The sequence below is a fragment of the Streptomyces sp. M41(2017) genome (assembly GCF_002078175.1).
Taxonomy (GTDB): Bacteria; Actinomycetota; Actinomycetes; order Streptomycetales; family Streptomycetaceae; genus Streptomyces.
In genome coordinates, this window is sequence record NZ_MWFK01000001.1 from 483562 (window position 1) to 504250 (window position 20689).

Here is a 20689-nt window from a genome sequence, read left to right on the forward strand (position 1 = left end):
CCCTCGTCATGGCACGCACTACCCGCGAGTACGTCCACATCCCCGTACCAGGCAGCCCAGACCTCACCACACCCCCCGAGATCGCCTTCAAGGCCACCCAGGGGCCACCAGAGGACGAGGACTGGCACCAGGCCGAGTGGCACCAGGGCAGCGCACGCATCCTCATCGGGCCAGGAGGAGACGTCACAGACCTCGACGAGGGCCAGTACCGCATGTGGATCCGCTTCACAGCAGGCCTCGAACGCCCAGAGATCAACGCTGGGCTGCTCCACCTCACCTGACCAGAGGGGGGCAGGGGGCACCCGGGGGCATCCCCTGCTCGACGAGGAGAGCACACCATGCCGTACGCCCCACCATCACGCTGCACCGATCCCGAGTGCCATGAGATCGCGACCAAGGGATCACGCTGCGACGAGCACCAGCGCATCCCCTGGACAGGACGAGACAACAAGGCCGAGCGCTACGGCATCAGCTCAGGCGAGTGGCGCACACTCAAGCGCAGGGTCACCAAGCGGGACAACGGCTGCTGCTACATCTGCGGAGCCGAGGCCCCCGACCCTGAGCTGTACGACGAGGACGACCGCTCGACCCATCCCCACGAGCTCGACCACGTCATCCCCATCAGCGAGGGCGGAGCACGCCGCTCCCTCGACAACCTCGGCTTGGCCTGCACGTCGTGCCACGACGCCAAGAGCAAGCGCGAGACCACGCGCGCCAACGCGCGACGACGGAGGACCCCATGACCCTCTCATCCGACTACGACGACTATCGCCCCCGTGAGGCAGTGCAGCACGCCCGCCGCTTCGTCAGCCGCCGCCCCGGGCGGCCCGACCTTCATGGCGTCGCGTTCCCCTCCGGCCGCGTCCTGGCCGACGACCCGCGCACCGGCCTGGTCGCCGCCACGTCTGTGGAGCACCTGGATCCCGAGAACGACGGCCGCGCGACGGTCTTTTGGGCCGAGGAGACGCCCTCGGAGGGGGTAGGGGAGTCAAAATCACCAGGATGATTCCCACGGGGCCCGGCGCGGTCAACTCGGAACACGCCGTCTCAGAATAAATTTCGGGCGATGGGCTCCCAGGCCGTCACCCAGCGTGACTGAGGGAGGTGATCGCCGGTGGGACGAACCCCGCAGCCCGCCCCCCTCAAGCTCATCGGCGGCCGCGGCAACGGCACCGACTCCGGCGGCCGCAAGGTCAACCCCGGGCCGGCCTTCCGCCGCATCGCCCCGAACCCGCCGACCTGGATGAGCGTCGAGGCCAAGGCCGAATGGCGCCGCGTGGCCCCCGGCCTGCAGCGCCTGGACCTCCTCAAGGAAGAGGACCGCGCCACCCTCGCCGCCTACTGCGAGACCTGGTCGCAGTTCGTCACCGCGACCCGCATGGTCACGCAGGAGGGCATCACCGCCGAGGTCACCACCGTCAGCGCATCCGGGAGCGAGACGACGCGCACCGTCCCGCACCCGGCGGTGGCGATCGCCCGGTCCGCCGGCCGCGAGCTGCGGGCGTACGCCAGCCAGTTCGGCCTGACGCCCAGCAGTGAGCAGGCCCTCGCGAGAGGGGCCGACGATGGCGAGGACGACAACCCCTTCGCGTAGCTCGCGAAAGCCCGGCCGTGCGAAGGCCGCGCCGCGCACCGACACGGTGGAGGTGCCGGACCAGGAGACCCTGAACCGGCTGAAGCTCTCGCCCGAGGTCGGCTGGTACCTGGCCTCGCGCGGGATCCCGCTGCCGGACTGCCCGCCGCTGCACAAGACGCCCGAGCCGCGCGACGAGCCGGGCGCGCTGTTCGACCCAGCACGCGTCGACAAGGTCATCACCGCGTTCTCCAAGCTCCGGCACACCAAGGGCCAGTGGGCAGGCCAGCCGCTGAAGCCGGACCCGTGGCAGGTCGCTTACGTGATCGCCCCGGTCTTCGGGTGGGTGCAGTGGGACGACGACGCCGACAGCTACGTCCGGATCATCTCCGAGCTGTACGTAGACGTCCCGCGCAAGAACGGCAAGAGCACGCTGTGCGGCGGCATCGCGATCTACATGACGTGCGCGGACGACGAGCCGGGCGCCGAGGTCCTCGCCGCGGCCACCACGAAGGATCAGGCGCGATTCGTCTTCGACCCGATCCGCCAGCTCTGCGACAAGGCACCCGCGCTCAAGGGCCACGTCAAGCCGCTCAGAGACAAGATCGTCCACCCCAAGAGCGGCTCCTACTTCCAGGTCATCTCGAACGTCGCCGACGCCCAGCACGGCGCGAACCTGCACTGCTACATCTGCGACGAGCTCCACATCCACAAGACGCCGGACATGCTCGAGACCCTCGAGACCGGCACCGGCTCCCGCCGTCAGCCGCTCGGCGTGGTCATCACCACCGCCGACACCGGCCGCCGAGAGACCCCGTACGACAACAAGCGCCGGCGCATCGAGCAGCTGGCGCGCGGAGTCCTGCACGACCCGTCCGTCTACGGCGTCATCTTCGCGGCGCCCGAGGGCGCGGACCCGCACGCCGAGGAGACCTGGCGTGCAGCGAACCCCGGGTTCGGCGTCTCCCCCACCCGGGCCTTCCTGGTGAAGGCCTCGCGCAAGGCGGAATCCTCGCCGACCGAGCTGGCCTCCTACCTGCGGCTGAACCTCGGTATCCGCACCCGGCCGGACGGCAAGTACCTGAAGATCGAGGACTGGGACCGCAACGCCGGCCTGGTCGACGAGACCGCACTGCACGGCCGGGAGACCTGGGGCGGCCTGGACCTCGCCGCGACGTCCGACCTGTGCGCGCTCGCGTGGCTGTTCCCGAACGACGAGGACGGCACGCTCGACGCCGTCTGGCGGTTCTGGACCCCGGAGGACAACCTCCCGGCCCTGGACAAGCGGACCGCCAAGGCCGCCAGCCGCTGGGTCAAAGAAGGGTGGCTGACCAAGACCCCCGGCAACGTCGCCGACTACGACTGGATCAAAGACCAGATCAAGAAGGACCGCGACGTCTTCCGCGTCCGGTCTATCGGCTACGACCCGTGGAACGCCAGCCAGTTGACCAACGACCTGGTCTCCGAGCGCGCGCCCATGGTCAAGGTGCGGCAGGGCTTCCAGACCATGAGCCCGGTCCTCAAAGAGACGCAGCGGCTGATCAAGCGCGGCACCCCGGAGAAGACCGTGCTGCGCCACGGCGGTAACCCCGTCGTCCGGTGGTGCGTCGACAACATGGCCGTCGCCATGGACCCGGCGGGCAACGTCAAGCCCGACAAGAAGAACAGCGGCGACAAGATCGACGGCGTGTCCGCGCTGCTCACCGCCATGTCCGAGGTCCTCGCCAGGCCCCCGCGCCGCAAAAGCCGGTACGCGGACGAAGACGAAATCATGGTCGTTTAGCGGAAGCCGAACGCAGCGCCGCTTTGCTGCCCGCGGCTTCCTGTCGGCAGATCGATATCCACATCCAGCGTGAGCTCAACGGAGCGACCGTCGTCGGCGACCTCGGCCTTGAGCAGGCGGCCCGTCGTCGAGTCGCGCCCCTCCACTCGCACGGGGATGTCCTGGCCTACCTGACGGTCGAACGCGCCCTGCTCGAAACGGTCGCCCTCGGGGGCCGGCTGCTCGTAGCTCATCTTCATGCCGCAACGGTAGCGGCCCGACTTTTGGGAGGCCGCTGTGTTCGCGTGGCGCCGTACAGCCGTACGCAGACGAGTCGTCGTCAACCTCGCCGACAAGGCGTTCCGCGGGATCCTCTGGGCCAAGCGCGGCCCGCTCCTGGTCCTCCGCGACGCGGAGCTCCTCGAGGCCGGCCGCGCTCCCCAGGCGGTGGACGGCGAGGTCGTCATCGAGCGGGCGCGCGTCGAGTTCACCCAGGTCCTCGCGGGCGGTGGCGGCTGATGGCGTTCGTGGTCAGCTCCGGCGCGCTCTCGACGACCGGGGCGGGAGTCCTTCCCTCGTACGCGGCGATGTCCCTGCGGGCGGCGCCGTGGGAGTACGAGACGATCTGGCGCACCCAGCCTCAGGTCCGAACGGTCATCGCGTTCCTGGCCCGGAACATCGCCCAACTCGGCGTGCACGTCTACCGCCGCGTGAGCGACACCGACCGCGAGCGGCTCACACAGCACCCGCTCGCGCAGCTGCTCGGCAACCCACTGCTCGGCATGACGACGTACCGGTTCATCGAGCGGCTCGTCTCAGACGTCGCCCTGTACGACAACTGGTACGGGATCAAGCTGAAGCTCAACGGCCAGCTGCGGATCCTGCCGGTGCCGCCCACGTTGATCCGTCCGTACGGCGGGAACTGGATCCGGCCCGAGAAGTACCAGACCGCCGGCGGCCGGGACTTCCAGCCGGACGAGGTCATCCACATCCACGGGTACTCGCCCACGGACCTCACGTACGGCGAGTCACCCATCGAGTCCCTGCGGGACCTGCTGCTCGAGTCGACCGAGGCCTCCAAGCAGCGGCGCCAGATGTGGAAGTCCGGTGCGCGGCTCACAGGCGTCCTCGTCCGGCCGGCCGACGCGCCGGACTGGGAGGAAAAAGACAAGAGGCGCTTCCGCGAGATGTGGCGCAGCTTCGCCGACGGCGGCGGTGCGGAAGGCGGGACGCCGATCCTCGAGGACGGCATGACCTACGACAAGGTCGGCTTCAACCCCGAGCAGGCGCAGTACATCGAGGCCCGCAAGCTGACGCGCGAGGAGGTCAGCGCGGCGTACTTCATCCCGCCGCCGCTCATCGGGATCCTCGACCACGCCACGTACTCCAACATCAAGGAGCAGCACGCCCACCTGTACCAGGACACCCTGGGCCCGTGGACCGTGATGATCCAGCAGGAGTTCGCCGCTCAGGTCCTCCCGGATCTGCCGGACAACAAGGACGTCTACTGCGAGTTCAACATCGCGGAGAAGATGCGCGGCTCCTTCGAGGAGCAGGCCGCCGCCATGTCGACGATGGTCGGCGGTCCGGTCATGACGCGCAACGAGGGTCGGGCCCGGATCAACCTGCCGAGCGTCGAGGGTGGCGACGAGCTGATCGTCCCCATGAACGTCACCGAGGGCGGCCTCGCCAGCCCCCGGGACACCGCCCCGGACGCTCCCCCAAAAGCGCGCGGCCTGCCGCGTAGCAAGGCCAGCGGCAGGCCTTCCACGATCGGCACCTTCGCGTCCGAGCGGGACGCGCTCGAGAAGACGCTGACCGCGTTCACCGAGCGCCAGGCGAACGCGCTCCTGACGGCCGCCGGCGCCAAGGCCGACGGCGCGGACGGGATGCCGGACCTGCTTGCGCTGTGGGCCGCCGGATCCGAAGACCGGCTCGCCCAGCTGCAGGCGCTCCTCGCACACCACGGCTACCGACTCGCTCAGGTCGGCGCGTGGGACGTGCTCGACGTCTGGAACCCGGAGGCCGAGAACTGGTCTGCGGACGTGATGCTCGCCTGGATCCTCGCCGCCGCACAGACACACGCGGCGCAGCACGAGGAGTCAGGCCGGGGAGCCGTCGCCGCGGTGCAGGAGGAAGGCGGCGACGGCTGGCGGGAGGCCCTGCAGACGGCCGCGGTCGCGTGGGGCACCGCGGCCTCTGCACGGGCCAAGACCGCCGCCACCGAGACCCGGTCGTTCGGCGGCCACGACGCCGCCGGCGCGAGCGGCCTCACCCAGAAGATCTGGGTCACCGGCGGCACCAACCCGCGCGCCAGCCACAAGGCGCAGAACGGCGAGGCCGTGAGCCTCGACGACGTGTTCTCCAACGGCCTGCGCTGGCCGGGCGACGCCGGGGGCGAGACCAAGGAGCTCGTCAACTGCAACTGCTCTCTCGACTACGCGAAGGAGGAATGACGCCGTGCGCACGATGGAAGTCACCGTCAAGGTGAAGGCGGCGGGCGTCGCCGACGGCCTGGCCGAGGGACAGTTCCGCGCCCTCGTCTCGGTGTTCGACAACGAGGACAGCTACGGCGACGTCGTCCGCCCGGGCGCGTTCGCCCAGACCCTCATGGACTGGGCGGCCAAGGGCGACAACATCCCCGTCATCTGGTCCCACCAGTGGTCCGATCCGTTCTCCCACGTCGGCCACGTCGTCGAGGCCAAGGAGACGACCGACGGCCTCGAGGTCCTCGGCCAGATCGACGACCTCTCCGGTGACGACGAGAACCCCACCGCCAAGCAGGTCTACCGCCTGCTCAAGGGCCGCAGGGTCACACAGTTCAGCTTCGCCTACGACGTGCCCAACGGGGGCGGCGCCTGGGTGAAGGACGACAACCACCGCTGGGGCGGCTACTACGAGCTGCGCCAGGTCGACCTCCACGAGGTCGGCCCGTGCCTGCTCGGCGTGAACCGCGAGACGGAGCTCCTGGCCGCGAAGGCGGCCCAGGTCGCCGCCGGAGCCAAGGCCGGACGCGTCCTGTCCCAGAGCAACTACGACATCCTCACCGCGGCGTACGAGTCGATCGGTGAGGTCCTGGCGGCCGCCAGCCCGGAGCCTGCGAAGGCCCGGCGCCCGGAGGCCCCGAAGAACGACGAACCGACCCCGGATGAGTCCGGCCAGCCCGGCTCTGCGGCGGCCAGCGGTGACGAGCCGCCCGCCCAGCCCTCAGAGCCCGCGCCCGCCCAGGACGCCACCGAGGACACCAGCAAGAGCAGCGAGACCAACACGGTTCCCCGCGAAACGCCCAAGGGCGTCGCCAGGCCCGCTGTCGTCTCCGTCCACCTGGCCGCCGAGCTCGCGCTCGCCGGCATCAACACGGATTGAGGAGACATGCCGCAGAGCATCAAGGAACTCGCCGAGGAGATGAAGGATCACCTCCTCAAGGCCCAGGCGATCGCCAAGGCAGCGGAGGACGCGAACCGCGACTTCACCGCAGAGGAGGCCGCAGACCTCCGCGAGCACATGTCCAAGGCGACCGCCGCGAAGGCCGCCATCGAGGAGCGCAAGGGCAACGACGAGCTCAAGGCGACGCTCGCCCAGCTCGGCGACGACATCGCCCTGAACGCCAAGACGGACAAGGACGGCACCCGGCAGACCGCCAGCGGCTTCCACCTGCCCGACGCCAAGAAGAGCCTCGGTGAGCAGTTCACCGAGTCCAAGGAGTACAAGGGCCTCCTCGACCAGGCCAAGAACAGCGGCGGCCAGTTCGCGAAGAACCAGCGCGTCCAGAGTGAGATGGTCGGCTTCAAGTCGCTGGTCACCGGTGGCTCCGACACCTCGGCCGGTTCCCTCGTCCAGAACGACTACCGCGGCCTGGCCGTCGGCATCGACGTCTTCCAGCGGCCGCTGCGCCTGCGCGACGTCGTCACCCCGGGCACCACCACCTCGGACACGGTCGAGTACGTGCGCGTCACGTCCGTGACGAACAACGCCGCCCCGGTCGCCGAGGCGACGTCCTCGGCGGCACCGACCGCCCCGGGCGGCGCGGGCGCGCTCGTGAACAACGCGGGCGGCGGCTACAAGCCGGAGTCCGGCGTGGCCCTGGCGAAGATCACAGCGGCGGTCAAGACGATCGCGCACTGGATGCCGGCCACCAAGCGCTCCCTCTCCGACGCCGCCCAGATCAGGACGCTCATCGACGCGTTCCTGATGTACGGCCTCGAGGAGGAGCTCGAGGACCAGATGGTCACGGGCGACGGCACCGGCGAGAACTTCGAGGGCGTCGCCAACGTCTCCGGCACGCAGTCGCAGGCCTGGGACACCGACCTCCTCACCACGACCCGCAAGGCCAAGACGAAGGTCCGCACCGTCGGCCGCTCGGTCGCCAACGCGTACCTGCTCAACCCGGCGGACACCGAGGCGCTGGACCTCCTGCAGGACAACGAGGCCCGCTTCTACTTCGGCGGCCCGGCCGGCTCCGGCACGGCCCAGGTCCTGTGGGGCGTCCCGGTCATCGAGACCGAGGCCGTCCCGGCGGGCACCGGCTACGTCGGCGACTGGCGCAAGGCGATCCTGTGGGACCGCGAGCAGGCCACCATCCAGGTCACCGACTCGCATCTGGACTTTTTCGTCCGCAACCTCGTCGCGATCCTCGCCGAGATGCGCGCCGCGTTCGGCGTCATCCAGCCGTCCGCGTTCGTCGAGATGGACCTGACCGCCTGATCGGAGGCATGACCCATGGCTTACCTGGATCCCGCCGCGGGCCGCGCCCGCGAGGGCAGGCAGGGCGCCGCGCAGGCGGACGTGGGCGCACTGACGTCCGCGGCCGCCGCCGGCGCCAACCCCACGAAGGCGGAGTACGACAAGACCGTCACCGACCTGGCCACGCTTCGGACGGCGCACAACGCGCTGCTCGCCAAGCTGCGAGCGGCCGGCGTCATCGCGTCGTCGTGACGCTGTTCGTCCACCGCAACGCCGGAGGGCGGTGCCCGTGCGGAGCAGCTGACGCTGCGTGCGGCCCGCCCTCCGACGTCGTACCGGTGGACCTCAACATCGAGGAGGTGGCCGCGGTGAGCGGTCCGCTCAAGAAGTACCGCGTCCGTACAGCGAACGGTGTCGACACCGTGCTGAAGCTGTCCGAGGCCGACGCGGCGAAGCTGGGCAATGGCCCGTACGAGGTCTCGGACGCCGTATCGACGATCGAGCCGGTACAGCCCGTGGACGTCGTCACCGTCGTCTCGACCGACCCGGTGGCGGTCGCGACGGTCGCGGAGCCCGTACAGCCGCCGCCGGCCGACAACGGCCCGATCGTGGCGGACCCGGCGGCGCCGGTCGTCGGCCCGGGCGACGAACCCACCGAGGCACAGCCCGTCGGCGACGGCCCGGTCCCGACCACCGAGCAGACGCCGGCCTCCGTCCCGACACCGGAACCCGTACCGGCCCCGGTCCCGACACCGGAGCCCGTACCGGCCAAGGCCTCCCCTGCGCGGAAGCGCGCGGCGGCCGGCGAGAACAAGGCCCGCCGCGGGGCAGCGAACAAGGCCGCTGGCAGTGGCAGCTGAGGAGTTCCTCGCGGATCCGGTCGAGCTCGCTGTGAAGCTCGGCCGTTCCGAGGACGACCCCAAGCTGCTGTACGCCCTGCGGGCGGCCAGCCGTCGTTTCCGCGGGCAGGTCGGCCACCGCGTCAACCTGGTGCAGAACGATGTGGTGGTCCTCGACGGGAACGGGCGCGAGTCGCTGCTCCTGCCGGTGTGGCCCACCAGGTCCGTGGCGGAGGTTCTGCTCGACGACCAGGAGCTCACCGAGGGCACCGACTACAGCTGGTCCGACGCGGGCATCCTGCGCCGCCTCGGCTGCAGGTACTGGCCCGACCGGCTCCGCTGCCTGCAGGTGACGTACACGCACGGCTGGCCCTGGGACGAGATGCCCGAGGACATCCAAGAGGCCGTACTCGAACGGGCGGAGGCCGCCTTCACCATCCCCGTCGGCGTTCAGTCCAAAGCTGTCGGCGGGCAGTCGGTGACCTTCGGGGCGCAGGCCGCGTCCGGGGCCACCGAGTCCTGGATCGCCGCGGTGAACCGGCACAAGGTCCGCTCCTCGGGGTGGGTCTGATGTTCTTCTACGACAGCCTGGTCCGCATACGCGCGGGCACGCGCACGGACCGCGGCGGCAACCAGATCACCGACTGGTCACCGGGCGCGGTGCAGCTGCTCGAGGTGGGCGGGCTGAACATCCAGCCTGCCAGCCAGACCGAGCAGACGGATTCGACGCGTACGGCCGTTGTCACCGGCTGGCGCGTCCAGTCCGACGAGGGTGACCGCCCGGACATCACCGCGCTCGACCGTCTCGAGTGGCGCGGCATGACGCTCGAGGTCGAGGGCGAGGTCGCCGAGTGGCCCGACCCGCTCACCGGCGCGGTGCATCACATCGAGTTCACCATGACCCGGGTCACCGGATAGGAGGCCTACCGTGCTGCAGTCCTTCCGACTCGACACCGCCGGCGTCCGCGAGATCCTCAAGGGCCCGGAAGTCCGCCGCGTGGTCGACGACCTGGCGGGCGAGATCGCCACGCACGTCCGGGCTGCCGTGCCCGGCGGGACGCCCGTCACGGTCCGCGGCTACACCACCGACCGAGGCGCCGCCACCATCACGGTGCAGGACGTACGGGCGATGGCGTGGCAGGCCCGCGACGGGATCCTGACGCGCGCGGCCGGAGCGGCCGGCGTCGAGGTCAGGGCGTGGCAGCGGTGACGAAGACCCTGACCGTGTTCGGCGACGCGCAGTCCGCCGGCGCCGCGGTCCTGCGCACGGCACTCGCCGGGCGCGCCGAGGAGTTCGCGGCGGGGGCGACGATCGGAACGAAGGTCCCGACGGACCGCTCTCCGGAGCTGTCCAAGCTGCCGTACGTCATGGTCCGCAAGGACAGCGACAACCCGCACTCTTCGATGGCGAACAGCCGCGTAACGCTGCGGGTGACCGTCTGGCACGCGGACGCGGACCAGGCGCACGACCTGGCGATGCTCTGCCAGGGCCTGCTCATCGTCCACTCCGGCCCGGTCATCCGCGGCGTACGCCCGGGCACCGGCCCCCTCCCTGCAGTCGACGACCCGTCGGGTGTCGACCTGAGCACGTTCACCGTGCTCGCCAACGTCAAGCCCCAACGGGCCTGACACCGCACTGAACCGCGGCTCCCACCACCCTGATCTGAGAGGAGGGCGCCGCATGTCCGGCGACCCGACAAAGGCAAATCTCTGGACCGACGCCGACGTGTACGTGTCCTGGAACCTGAACGCCACGCTCCCCGCTGACGCGGAGACGCCGTTCGGCGGGGACTGGCACCTCGTCGGACTGCTCGACGGCGACGAGGGATTCCCCGAGACCCGCGACGAAGACACGGACGACAAGTTCGCCTGGGGCGGCGTGCTCGTCCGTACGAGCCGTCAGCACTTCAAGCTGACGAAGAGCTTCACCGCGCTCGAGGACAACGACACCACCAGGAAGCTGGTGTGGCCCGGCTCGACCGCGACCCGCATCAAGGTCCCGCGCCCCGAGCAGGTCCTCGTCGCATTCGAGACCCGCGAGGGAGAGAAGGTGCGCCGGCTCATCACGAGCCAGTACGCCGAGTGCTCCCTCGACGGCGACCACGGCGAGAACGAAACCGACCTCGAGTCGGCCACCATCGCCGCGACGATCTACCCGACGGCGGACGGCTGGCTCTTCGAGCGTCAGGACACCCCGGTCCTCGAGACCATCGAGGTCACCCCGGCGACGAAGAACCTGGCGGTCGCGGCGATCGGCGCCCTGGTGGCCACCGCCACCTACTCGGACGCCACCACCGCGGACGTCACGGCCGAGGCCACCTGGACGAGCTCCGCCCCGACCAAGGCCACCGTCTCCGCCGGGTTCGTCACCGGCATCGCCACCGGAACCGCGACCGTCACGGCCACCTACCAGGGACAGTCCGACACCTGCGCCGTCACCGTCGCCTGACAGCCGCCGGGGCGCGGGCAGTTCGTCGCGGTTCGGACCGCGCCCCGGTGCACCACCCCACCCGAACCGCGACGGAAGGAACCGCGACGCCATGCCCCTGCAGCAGTTCCCCGATGCCGAGCTCGAGGCCAAGGCCGTACAGCTCGGCATCATCAAGAGCGGCGAGAGCCTGCCGCGCAACGCGCGCTCCCGTGTGGCCGCCGCGCTCCTCGAGGAGCGCCGCGCCACCGCCAAGCCGGAGAAGCCGGCCGAGCCCGAGATGGCGAAGGACATCACCGTCCGAGGCAGCGAGATCGCCGTGGACGGCAAGCCGTTCCCGTGGCTCGTGGCCCGGGCGCCGATGGACATCACCCTCGCCACCGACGGCTCCGGCACCGTCCGCCTGACCCTGATGGCCGAGTCCGTCCAGGTCCTCAAGCCCCAGCCCGACAGCACCGAAAGCGAGTAGCACCATGGCCACCCGAACCGCGACCAGCAAGAGCCCGGCCGCCCAGGCGCCGGACGACAAGCCGTTCGACTTCAACCTCGACGCCGTCAAGGCCGAGGTCGAGTCCACCCCGTTCCGCGTCCACTGGAACGGCCGGCGCTTCACCTTCAAGCACATGCAGGACCTCGACTCCTGGGAGCTCCTGGCGGCCGCCGACTCCGGCGAGGCCAACGCCGTCATGGGCTCCCTGCGCCTGGCGCTGGGCGACGAGTGGGAAGAGTTCCGCAAGGTGCCCATGCCGCAGTACAAGCTGATGCCGCTGTTCAAGGCGTACCAGGCGCACTGCGGTATGGACTCGGGGGAATCCTCGGCCTCGTCCGACTCCTGAGCGAGCACGGCGAGGCTATCCAGGCCGACCTCCGCGACACGTACGGGATCCGCCTCGGCGACCTGTTCGCACGCGATCCCTCCGGCCGGCCGCTGCTGACGTGGCGGGAACTCGGCGGCTACATCCGCCAGCTCCCCCCGCGGGCGCGCCTGCGCCTGGCGCTCGGCGACTCGGACGGGATGTGGGGCCTGCAGGAGCACCTGCAGGCGCTGACCATCGACGAGCTGCGGATCGCGAACTGGCAGCGCGCGAATGACGGCATCAAACCGTCCAAGCAGAGCAAGCCGCCCAAGCCGATGGACCGGCCCGGTCCCGGGCGCAGCCGCGGCAAGAACTCCCCCGAGCGGATCGCCAAACGCAAGGCCGCGCTCGAGCGGGCTGCCGACCGGCGCCGCGCGCTGGCACGCGGGGAGATCACCTGACCGACAAGTGAATACGGGGGTGCCCTATGCCGTCTGTCGGCTACGCCACGCTGCAGGTCATCCCCTCCGTACGGGGCATCTCCGACGAGCTGCGCCGCCAGCTCGTCGGCCCGGCGGGGGCCGCCGGTGACCAGGCGGGCGAGGACGCCGGCGGCGGCTTCCGCGACGCCTTCACCGGCGCCCTCGCCGCCATCGGTGTCACGGAGATCGCGGGCAAGATCGGCGAGCAGTTCGTTGACGCCTTCGAGCAGGCGATGGAGCAGTCCAACGTCACCGGCCAGCTCAAGGCCCAGCTCGGCGCCTCGAGCAAGGACGCGGCGCGGTACGGCAAGGTCGCCGGGCAGCTGTACGCGAAAGGCATCACGGAGGACATCGAGTCGGCGGCCGAGTCGGTCCGCGCGACCGTGCAGGGCGGCCTCGTCCCGAAGAACGCGACGAAGCAACTGCGCGTGATCTCCGGGGAGATGTCGGACTTCGCGACGTCGTTCGGGACCGACCTGAGCCTGCAGTCGCAGGCCGTGTCCGCGCAGCTCAAGAACGGGCTCGCGCCGAATGCAGAGGCCGCGCTCGACGTGATGACGGTCGGGTTCCAGAAGCTGGGCCCGAACGCGGAGGACATCCTCGAGACGTTCCAGGAGTACCCGGTCCAGCTCAAGAAGCTGGGGCTCGACTCCAAGACCGCGCTCGGCCTGTTCTCCCAGGGCCTCAAGGGCGGCGCCCGCGACACGGACATCGTCGCGGACGCGCTCAAGGAATTCAGCATCCGGTCGATCGACATGTCCGCGGGCAGCCAGGCCGCGTACAAGGCGATCGGACTGGACGCGGGGAAGATGTCCAGCCAGATCGCCAAGGGCGGCAAGGGCGCGACCGCCGGCCTGCAGACCGTCCTCGACAAACTCCGGTCGATCAAGGACCCGGTCAAGAGGGAGGCCGCGGCCGTCGGGCTGTTCGGCACCCAGGCCGAGGAGCTCGGCACGAGCCTGTTCAAGCTGGACCCGTCCAAGGCCGTCAAGGCGATCGGCGACACCGGCGGCGCCGCGAAGCAGCTCGGCAAGGACCTGCACTCGGGTCCGGCGTACGAGCTCACGGTGTTCCAGCGGAGCCTCAAGCAGGCCCTCGTCAACGTCCTCGGCGGGCAGGTCCTGCCGATCCTCGCGCGCGGCGGACGGATCGCCAACACGGTCCTGCTGCCCCCGCTCAAGACCCTCGCGACGACCACCGCCTCTCTCCTGCTTCCCGCGCTCAAGGGCTTGTGGAAGGGCGGGACGGCGGTCGTCAACTGGCTCCGGGACATGGGCACCTGGCTCATCCCCATCGGGATCGCCGTCGTCGGGTTCACCACCGCGCTCCTGGCCCAGCAGATCGCGACCGCCGGCGTCGCCGCCGTGTTCGCGGTCTACCGCGGGGCGATCCTCGCGTGGACCCTTGTGCAGCGCGGCGCGACGATCGCGCAGGCGGCGTTCAACCTGGTGATGGAAGCGAACCCCGTGATCCTCGTGATCACGGCGATCCTCGCCCTGGGCGCCGCGCTCGTCGTCGCGTACCAGCGCAGCGAGACCTTCCGGAAGATCGTCCAGGGTGCGTGGGCTGGCATCCAGACCGCCGCCATGTACGTGTGGAACCAGGTCCTCAAGCCTGCGTTCGCGGACCTGATGGTCGCCATCAAGGCCATCGGCGCCGTGTTCGTGTGGCTGTGGAGCTCGGTGATCCAGCCCGTGATCGGGTTCATCGTCGCCGCGTTCAAGATCTGGTGGACCGCCGTCAAGATCTACCTCACGGTGATGGGCGTCATCTTCTACGCCCTGGGCGCCATCGCGGTCTGGCTCTGGAAGAACGCCATCTCCCCGGTGATCAACTGGATCATCGCCGGGTTCAAGCTGTGGTGGGCCGCCGTACAGATCTACTTCGGCCTGGTCATGGGCGCGTTCCGGGCGGTGGCCTCGGTCGCCGTGTGGTTCTGGACCACCGTGATCTCACCCGTGATCGGGTGGATCGTCGCCGGATTCCAGCTCATGTGGGCGGGCGTGAAGGCCGTGTTCGGCTACTTCATGCTCGGCATCAAGACCACCGCCGGGTGGGCGAGATGGCTGTGGACAGCCGCGATCTCCCCCGTCGTCGGGTGGATCGTCGCCGGGTTCAAGCTGCTGTGGTCCGGCGTGAAGATCGTGTTCGGCTGGTTCGTCGGCGGAATCAAGACGACCGCCGGGTGGGTCAAGTGGCTGTGGACCAACGCCGTCACGCCCGCGCTGAACGGCATCAAGTCGGTGATCTCCACCGTCTACAACGTCGGCATCAAGCCGGTGTTCAACGCGCTCAAGGCCGCGGTCGGCCAGGTCGGCAAGGCGTTCGGCACGGCCAAGGACGCCATCGCCCTGGCGTGGAACAAGGTCAAGGCGATCGCCAAGGCCCCGGTGTCGTTCATGGTGAACACCGTCTACAACAAGGGCATCGTCGGCATGTGGAACAAGGTGGCCTCGGCGTTCGGCGCGCCGAAGCTGTCCACCTTCAAGTTCGCCCGGGGCGGCCCGGTGTTCGGCGCGGGCACCGAGACGAGCGACGACGTCCCCGCCTGGCTGTCTCGCAACGAGCACGTCTGGACGGCCAAGGAGGTCAAGGGCGCGGGCGGGCACGGCGCGGTCATGGCCATGCGTAAGTGGGCTGCGGCCGGCGGGAAGGGCACGCCCGGGTTTAAGGACGGCGGCGGTCTGTTCGGCTGGATCGGAAAGGCCGGATCCACGGCGGCGGGCTGGGGCTCGAAGGCCTGGGACAAGATCAAGTCTGGTGCGGGCTGGCTCAAGGACACCCTCGCGGGCTCCGCGCGGGCGGGCGTCAACGCGGTGGTCAATCCGCTCCTGTCGAGGATCCCTGGGCTCGGCTCCGGGATCGGCGACATGATCGCGAAGATCCCCGACAAGATGATCGACGCCATGTTCGGCTACGCCAAGGAGGCCGACAAGAAGGGTGCGTCCAGCAGCTTCGGCGGCGGGAAGATCCCGTCCGGCCAGCACGCGGCGATCATCAAGGCGGCCCTGTTGGCGGCCGGTGTGCCGCCGCCCGGCACGCTCGCGCAGTGGCTGTCCGGCCTGAACACGCTCATCACGCGCGAGTCCGGCTGGAACGCGTCCGCGGTCAACCGCACCGACAGCAACGCGAAGGCCGGCCACCCCTCGCAGGGGCTGGCGCAGACGATCCCCGGGACGTGGAGCGCGTACGTCCCGAGCTCGCTGCGCAGCCGCGGCATCCTCGACCCAGTCGCCAACGTCGCGGCCGCCATCCGGTACATCGTCTCCCGGTACGGCAACATCACCAGCGTTCAGCAGGCCAACGCGTCCAAGAGCCCCAAGGGCTACGCGGGTGGCGGCCGGCCGCGCGCCGGTGAGACGTTCTGGGTCGGCGAGAACGGCCCCGAGCTCATGCGCCTGGGCGCGGGCGGGGCCACCGTGTGGGACTCGGCGACGTCGATGGCGATGGCCTCCCAGCTCGGCGCGATGCGCGGCTTCGCGAAGGGCACCAGCGGGGCCAAGGCCCGGGCGGCGGCTCGCAAGCAGGTACCCGGCGATCTCACGTCGGTGCACAAGGTCCTGACGGCGAGCGCGGCGGACATCAAGAAGGCGTTCAACGAGCTCACCAAGGACCTCAAGGCAGCGGGCGGCGCGAGCAAGGCGCTCGCCGCCTCGACCGCGAAGGCCTCCACCAAGCTGCAGGCCCTGGCCAAGCAGCGGGACTCGGTGGACTCGAAGCTCGAGGCGGCCAAGTCCGCGGCCGCCGACCAGAAGAAGTCCGCTGCAGACTTCTTCGGCCTCGGCCAGGTCGGCGACGTCACCACGTTCTCCGACCTGCTCGGCGGCCTCAAGTCCCGCCAGGCGCAAGCCAAGGAGTTCCAGGCGCAGATCGCTGGCCTGTCCAAGAAGGGGGTCTCCAAGAGCATCATCAGTCAGCTCGTCGGGCAGGGCCCCGGCGGACCGCTGATCGACCTCATCTCCGGCGCGTCCAAGGGCCAGCTCGCCCAGCTCAACGCCCTCGCCAAGTCCGGTAGCAAGCTGTCGACGAGCTACGGCAACACGATGGCCGACGCGATGTTCGACGCCGGTACGAACGCGTCCAAGGGGTTCCTGCTCGGGCTGCAGAGCCAGGAGAAGGAACTGCAGGCCGAGATGAACAAGCTCGGCGCGTCGCTGGTCAAGGGCATCGAGCACAAGCTCGGCATCCACAGCCCGGCCAAGGCCCTGGTCCCCGTCGGCGCGAACACGGCGCGCGGCGTGGTGGTGGGCCTGGACAACACCGCGGCCGAGGTCGCGGCGGCCGCGGCCCGGACGGCGGACGCCATGGTGCCCGCGGTCCCGTCCGTGTCCCCCGCGTCGTACAGCGCGGCCTCCTCGAGTCCTCAGGGCCTCACCCCGGGGACGCCGATCCGGCTGGTCGTCGAGGACGGCCGGGAGCTGCGGGCGTACGTGGACGACCGGGCAGACACCCGGGTCAACGCGGGATTCCGTCGCTTCCGGTCGGGTGCCCGCAACGGCAAGTAGAGAAGGAGGCACACACGATGCCGATGATCGTGGATCCCGATGCGCCTCCGGTGGAGCCGCCGGCCACCGTCGCCAGTCCGGACGGCTGGCTCCGGGCGGCCGTGGACGCGTCCTGGGCAGGGGTCGTGCTCGCGGTGGACTACACCGCGGGCACGCCCCTCGCCGGGGCGGCGAACGTCCGCAAAGTCCGCATCACGCGGCAGGACCCGGGCGCGCCTGCGGGCGTGCCCGTGCGCGGGGCGGACACCGCCTGGGCGGTGGAGGGCGTGGGGCAGGCGTACGACCATGAGGCGCCGCTCGGCGTCGGGGTGACGTACACGTGCCGCCCGCAGTACGCGGACGGCACGTGGGGCCCCGAGTCCTCCCTCGGTATCGAGGTCGGCGCGCCCGCTCCGGTGGCCGACGTGTGGATCAAGTCCTTGGACGAGCCGGGGGTTTCGGCCCGGGTCACGGTCACGTCCTGGCCGCAGCTCGCCTGGGAGTCGCGCATCGATCAGGCGCCGGTCGCAGGGTCGCCGTTCCCTGTCGCGTCGCAGGACGTGTACGGGGCGGCCTCCTCTGACATCACGCTGGACGCGGCGGGCGGATCGATCGAGACCGTGCGGACGCTCCTGACCGAGCCGGGCGTACGGCTCGTGCAGACGCGGCCTGGCTACCGGCGGCCGGACATGTTCGTCCTGTTCGGCCAACCGTCCGAGTCGCTGGACGCGGGCCCGGACGGCTCGCGCACGTTCACCGCGACCGTGCTGCAGGTCGCCCGGCCGGATACGCAGGGGCAGAGGATGCGGATGCCCGGCTGGTCGTACGACGCGCTCGCCGAGCTGTTCGCGACCTACGACGCGGTGGCCGCCAGCTACCCGACGTATCAGTCCCTCGCGGTGCGGGGGTTGCTGTAGTGCTGCCCATCAGCGCCGCGGCCCTGGCCTCGCTGGGGGGTGCGGTCCGCCGGCCGTACCGGGCCGACTGGTCCAACGACGGCGGCCGCACCTGGACGGCGTGCGGGCTGCAGGCCGGAGCCGCTCAGGTCAACGCGAGCCGCACCAACGAGACCCGCTACACCGGCTCGGCCACGCTCACCGATGTGGACGGCGGGGCGTCCGGGATCAATCCGGTCTCCACCAACGTCCGCCTGTGGCAGGGCCTGCAGCTGCCGAGGTCCGAGCCCGTCTGGTTCCCCGCCGGCCGGTACACGGTCGGCCGCCCGCAAGCCACCAAGACTGGTCTCGCGGTGGAGCTCACCGGCATCGAGGACGAGATCCGCGACGCCGGTCTGCCGACCCCCCGCACGGTCGGCCCGGGCGCCGCCCGCGGCCTGGTCGAGGACCTCGTGGGCGAGGCCCTGCCGGGCGTTCCCGTCGCGTGGCGGCCCGGCGTCGATCCGGACACGCTCGTCCCGCAGGTCCTCGCCGAGGACACCCGCTGGGCCGTCCTGTCGTCCGGCACCGACTCGTCCGGCACCTCCACCGGCATCGTCGAGGCCCTGGCCGCCGAACTGTTCGCGGACGCCCGCGGCATCATCACCGTCGCCCCCGTGCCGACCCTCGCGGACCAGGTCGTCTGGCGCATCGGCCGCGGCGCCGGCGGCGTGCTCATCGAGCCGCAGGCCCAGCAGACCAGCGAAGGCCTCGCCAACGTGTGGGCCGTCACCGGCGACGCCGGGAGCGGCGAGGCGGTCATCGGGCCGGCCTACGCCTGGGACGACGACCCGGCCAGCCTCACCTACGCGGGACCCGACCCCATCACCGACCCGCTCGCCCCGCAGCGTCTCGGCCTGTGGCACGTGCGGCTGCACGTCCAGCGGTACACCAGCGCGGTCGTCACCAGCCTCGCGCAGGCCGCCCAGATCGCCCGCGCCAAACTGGCCGACAGCCTGGGCGTGCAGTACTCGCTGTCGCTTACCGCCGCCTGCAATCCCGCCCTCGAGCCGGGGGACGTCATCGAGGTCGAGACCCTGCCCGGCGTGTGGGAGCGGCATCTCGTCGACTCCCTGTCGTACACGCTCGGCGCGGCCTCCATGTCACTCACCACCAGGACGACGGCGAGGAGGCTGTAGTGGACGAGGCCGAAGCGCTCGGCGCGGAAATCGCCCAGCAGGCCCGGGCGAAGGGCCCCCGGCAGGCGACGGCGAAGGTCATAGACGTCACCGCCGACGGCCGCGTCAACCTCGACCTCCTCGGCACGCTCGTCCCCGACGTGCCATGCACCGACTCCTACCGCAATCGATCGGCCGGCGACGTGGTGGCCGTGCAGCTCGGCGCGCGCCCGGTCGTGCTGTGGCGGCTCGGCGACGACCCGGCGGAGAAGGACGCGAAGACGGTCGAGGAGATCGCTGCGGACGCGGCGCAGGACCTGATCGCCATCTCCGCGTACACGTGGGGCACCGGGGCGCCAGGTGCGGGCTGGCAGGCCGTCACCCAGCTGTGGACCCGCAAGGACCCCAACGGGGTAGGGCAGTTGTACGCGCAGATCGGCGGCGCCGACACGTCGCCGGCCGATACGCCGACGCGGCCGCCGAAGACGACCGTCGTCACGCCCACCGACTCCGGCTCCTGGCGCTCGGGGAGGCCCGACGAGTACGCCTCCGTCCCGACGCAGGGCGACTGGACCGGGCGCGGGAATCGCAGGGGGGCGTGGTTCTACGGGACGAAGATCGCGACCGCCTGCGCCGGGAAGACCGTCTCGAAGATGACGGTCAGCTTCACCCGGAAGCGGAACACCGGCAGGAACTCGAAGGTGCCGCTGCACCTGTACCTGCACAACTACACCAGCGCTCCCGGCGGTCAGCTCAACCTCGGCGACGGCCCCGAGGAGCTCCTCAAGCTGTCCGTCGGCGCGAAGGGCACCGCCACCCTGCCCGCGTCCTGGCGGGCCGCCCTGGCCTCCGGCAGCGCCCGGGGACTGGCCATCTACGCCTCCGGCAGCAGCGACTACGCGGGCGTCACCGGCGGCAACATCACCATCTCGTTCTCCGCCAGCTAGGAGTCCTCACCTTGGCCACCATCGGTCTCGCAGAACTGCCCATCCCCGCCGGCGGCGACAGCCCCACCGTGCCCGCGGACATCGCCGAGCTCGCCGAGGCCCTGGACCCGCACCTCATCCAGCACGCCGCGAACCAGGCCGACCGCGACAGCACGTACGCGACCGCGCCCGCGATGACCCTGGTGATCGCAGCGAACGGCACCGCCTGGATCAAGACAAGCAGCGGGCCCACCTGGGTCACCGTGTACGAGCCGCTGCAGGCGTGGCAGAGCCTGATCACCCTCAACACCGGCCTGGAAGAAGGGGCGGTGGAGCTGGGGATCCGCCGCAAAGACGGCCTGCACGTCTACCTCAAGGGCCGCATCGAGCGGACCGACGCCCAGAACCTGCAGGACGCCAACGCCGTCAACCTCGGCTCCGTACCCTCCGAGCTCATCCCGGCCGCGCTGCGGACGTGGGCCGGTACCTGCTCGATGGCCGGCACCACCACCGACGGCGCGGGCCGCCTCGAGGTCCTCGGCGCCAACACGGCGTCCGCGTACGGCGATCCGGGCGACATCCTCTGGTGGTACCAGGGCACGGACGGCACCCCGTGGGTGGACATCAGCGGCGACTACTGGCTCGACTGAGAGGAGCTCGCA

Annotated in this window: 25 protein-coding genes; 24 read left to right on the plus strand and 1 reads right to left on the minus strand. The window is 70.6% G+C overall.

The window, feature by feature from the left end:
- The first annotated feature begins 8 nt into the window (after positions 1 to 8).
- From B0675_RS02245 to B0675_RS02265, 5 genes are all read left to right on the plus strand, one after another.
- A complete protein-coding gene (locus B0675_RS02245) occupies positions 9 to 281 on the plus strand; it encodes a hypothetical protein (protein WP_143661049.1) in 273 nt (90 codons plus the stop codon).
- 57 nt (positions 282 to 338) lie between these two features.
- On the plus strand, positions 339 to 743 hold the full coding sequence (locus B0675_RS02250; protein WP_081217045.1) for an HNH endonuclease: 405 nt from the start codon (positions 339 to 341) through the stop codon (positions 741 to 743).
- Positions 740 to 1006: a hypothetical protein gene (locus B0675_RS02255; RefSeq protein WP_081217046.1), complete on the plus strand. Its 267-nt coding sequence runs from the start codon at positions 740 to 742 to the stop codon at positions 1004 to 1006. Before B0675_RS02250 ends, B0675_RS02255 begins: the two co-directional genes overlap by 4 nt.
- Positions 1007 to 1114: 108 nt before the next feature.
- The gene (locus B0675_RS02260; RefSeq protein ID WP_081217047.1) at positions 1115 to 1594 is read left to right on the plus strand and encodes a phage terminase small subunit P27 family; all 480 of its coding nucleotides are present in this window, start codon (positions 1115 to 1117) and stop codon (positions 1592 to 1594) included.
- Positions 1566 to 3356: a terminase TerL endonuclease subunit gene (locus B0675_RS02265; protein ID WP_081217048.1), complete on the plus strand. Its 1791-nt coding sequence runs from the start codon at positions 1566 to 1568 to the stop codon at positions 3354 to 3356. The genes B0675_RS02260 and B0675_RS02265 overlap by 29 nt, the downstream gene beginning before the upstream one ends.
- Here the strand turns inward: B0675_RS02265 and B0675_RS02270 are convergent.
- Entirely contained in the window at positions 3353 to 3595 is a 243-nt protein-coding gene (locus B0675_RS02270; protein ID WP_143661050.1) for a hypothetical protein, read from the minus strand. The genes B0675_RS02265 and B0675_RS02270 overlap by 4 nt on opposite strands.
- 37 nt (positions 3596 to 3632) lie before the next feature.
- On the opposite strand from B0675_RS02270, the gene B0675_RS02275 reads away from it, so the two are divergent.
- The 19 genes from B0675_RS02275 (at position 3633) to B0675_RS02360 (ending at position 20677) form a co-directional block, all read left to right on the plus strand.
- Entirely contained in the window at positions 3633 to 3854 is a 222-nt protein-coding gene (locus B0675_RS02275) for a hypothetical protein (protein WP_081217050.1), read from the plus strand.
- Entirely contained in the window at positions 3854 to 5791 is a 1938-nt protein-coding gene (locus tag B0675_RS02280; protein WP_081217051.1) for a phage portal protein, read from the plus strand. Before B0675_RS02275 ends, B0675_RS02280 begins: the two co-directional genes overlap by 1 nt.
- A 13-nt stretch (positions 5792 to 5804) precedes the next feature.
- Positions 5805 to 6701 carry an HK97 family phage prohead protease gene (locus B0675_RS02285; RefSeq protein WP_179165373.1) on the plus strand — a complete coding sequence of 299 codons (897 nt, stop codon included), beginning with the start codon at positions 5805 to 5807 and terminating at the stop codon, positions 6699 to 6701.
- Between the two features lie 6 nt (positions 6702 to 6707).
- Positions 6708 to 8039 carry a phage major capsid protein gene (locus B0675_RS02290; protein WP_081217053.1) on the plus strand — a complete coding sequence of 444 codons (1332 nt, stop codon included), beginning with the start codon at positions 6708 to 6710 and terminating at the stop codon, positions 8037 to 8039.
- Between the two features lie 15 nt (positions 8040 to 8054).
- Complete coding sequence (locus B0675_RS02295) at positions 8055 to 8270, plus strand: hypothetical protein (protein WP_081217054.1); 216 nt, start codon at positions 8055 to 8057, stop codon at positions 8268 to 8270.
- Positions 8271 to 8356: 86 nt separating this feature from the next.
- The gene (locus tag B0675_RS40355; RefSeq protein WP_107482542.1) at positions 8357 to 8878 is read left to right on the plus strand and encodes a hypothetical protein; all 522 of its coding nucleotides are present in this window, start codon (positions 8357 to 8359) and stop codon (positions 8876 to 8878) included.
- Positions 8868 to 9428 carry a mobile element protein gene (locus tag B0675_RS02300; RefSeq protein ID WP_107482543.1) on the plus strand — a complete coding sequence of 187 codons (561 nt, stop codon included), beginning with the start codon at positions 8868 to 8870 and terminating at the stop codon, positions 9426 to 9428. Before B0675_RS40355 ends, B0675_RS02300 begins: the two co-directional genes overlap by 11 nt.
- Complete coding sequence (locus B0675_RS02305) at positions 9428 to 9775, plus strand: hypothetical protein (RefSeq protein WP_143661051.1); 348 nt, start codon at positions 9428 to 9430, stop codon at positions 9773 to 9775. The genes B0675_RS02300 and B0675_RS02305 overlap by 1 nt, the downstream gene beginning before the upstream one ends.
- A gap of 10 nt (positions 9776 to 9785) precedes the next feature.
- On the plus strand, positions 9786 to 10067 hold the full coding sequence (locus B0675_RS02310) for a hypothetical protein (RefSeq protein ID WP_081217056.1): 282 nt from the start codon (positions 9786 to 9788) through the stop codon (positions 10065 to 10067).
- On the plus strand, positions 10055 to 10486 hold the full coding sequence (locus tag B0675_RS02315) for a hypothetical protein (protein WP_241539678.1): 432 nt from the start codon (positions 10055 to 10057) through the stop codon (positions 10484 to 10486). The genes B0675_RS02310 and B0675_RS02315 overlap by 13 nt, the downstream gene beginning before the upstream one ends.
- Before the next feature lie 52 nt (positions 10487 to 10538).
- Positions 10539 to 11306, plus strand: coding sequence for an Ig-like domain-containing protein (locus B0675_RS02320; RefSeq protein ID WP_081217057.1), 768 nt, complete (start codon positions 10539 to 10541; stop codon positions 11304 to 11306).
- Between the two features lie 91 nt (positions 11307 to 11397).
- Positions 11398 to 11754: a hypothetical protein gene (locus B0675_RS02325; protein WP_081217058.1), complete on the plus strand. Its 357-nt coding sequence runs from the start codon at positions 11398 to 11400 to the stop codon at positions 11752 to 11754.
- A 4-nt stretch (positions 11755 to 11758) separates the two neighbouring features.
- On the plus strand, positions 11759 to 12121 hold the full coding sequence (locus B0675_RS02330; protein WP_081217059.1) for a hypothetical protein: 363 nt from the start codon (positions 11759 to 11761) through the stop codon (positions 12119 to 12121).
- A 179-nt stretch (positions 12122 to 12300) separates the two neighbouring features.
- Positions 12301 to 12543, plus strand: a complete 243-nt coding sequence (locus B0675_RS02335; protein ID WP_241539679.1) for a hypothetical protein — start codon at positions 12301 to 12303, stop codon at positions 12541 to 12543.
- Between the two features lie 26 nt (positions 12544 to 12569).
- Positions 12570 to 17069, plus strand: a complete 4500-nt coding sequence (locus B0675_RS02340; protein WP_081217060.1) for a phage tail tape measure protein — start codon at positions 12570 to 12572, stop codon at positions 17067 to 17069.
- Positions 17070 to 17086: 17 nt separating this feature from the next.
- On the plus strand, positions 17087 to 17965 hold the full coding sequence (locus B0675_RS02345; RefSeq protein ID WP_081217061.1) for a hypothetical protein: 879 nt from the start codon (positions 17087 to 17089) through the stop codon (positions 17963 to 17965).
- Entirely contained in the window at positions 17965 to 19122 is a 1158-nt protein-coding gene (locus B0675_RS02350; protein ID WP_081217062.1) for a phage tail protein, read from the plus strand. The genes B0675_RS02345 and B0675_RS02350 overlap by 1 nt, the downstream gene beginning before the upstream one ends.
- A complete protein-coding gene (locus tag B0675_RS02355) occupies positions 19122 to 20048 on the plus strand; it encodes a hypothetical protein (RefSeq protein WP_081217063.1) in 927 nt (308 codons plus the stop codon). Before B0675_RS02350 ends, B0675_RS02355 begins: the two co-directional genes overlap by 1 nt.
- Before the next feature lie 11 nt (positions 20049 to 20059).
- Complete coding sequence (locus B0675_RS02360) at positions 20060 to 20677, plus strand: hypothetical protein (RefSeq protein WP_081217064.1); 618 nt, start codon at positions 20060 to 20062, stop codon at positions 20675 to 20677.
- The last annotated feature ends 12 nt before the right edge of the window (positions 20678 to 20689 follow it).